We start from the raw sequence: 451 nt of genomic DNA, 5'->3' as shown, positions 1-451 counted from the left end.
ATCCTCCACGACCAGTTGCTTGCCCGCTTCAACGCCGATCCGAGCCTGAAGCCGCGCGACGTGATCGTCATGGTCCCCGACATCAACGCCTACGCACCGCACATCGAGGCGGTGTTCGGCCAGGTGCCGCGCGACGACCAGCGCTTCATTCCCTATACCCTGGCCGACCAGGGACAGCGCGGTCGCGAGCCGCTGCTGATCGCCCTGGAGCACCTGCTGAAACTGCCCGACAGCCGTTTCGCCGTGAGCGAGATCCTCGACCTGCTGGACGTCCCGGCATTGCGCCGGCGTTTCGGCGTCGACGAGGCCGACCTGGCGACCCTGCACCGCTGGATCGAAGGCGCCGGCGTGCGCTGGGGGCTGGATGCCGCGCAGCGCGAGCGTCTCGGCCTGCCAGCGGGACTGGAGGGCAACAGTTGGCGCTTCGGTCTGCGGCGCATGCTGCTCGGCT

The 451-nt window shown here is 69.0% G+C and carries 1 protein-coding gene; it reads left to right on the top strand.

Annotation, left to right across the window (positions count from 1 at the left end; genetic code table 11):
• Positions 1-451 (top strand): exodeoxyribonuclease V subunit gamma (locus FLO80_RS23880; RefSeq protein ID WP_188078409.1); only part of this gene is annotated, 451 nt, incomplete at both ends.

Source organism: Aquicoccus porphyridii (assembly GCF_008369105.1).
Lineage (GTDB): Bacteria > Pseudomonadota > Alphaproteobacteria > Rhodobacterales > Rhodobacteraceae > Aquicoccus > Aquicoccus porphyridii.
Note: the sequence above shows the minus strand (reverse complement) of the source record. Positions and strands in the feature narration are given on the sequence as shown.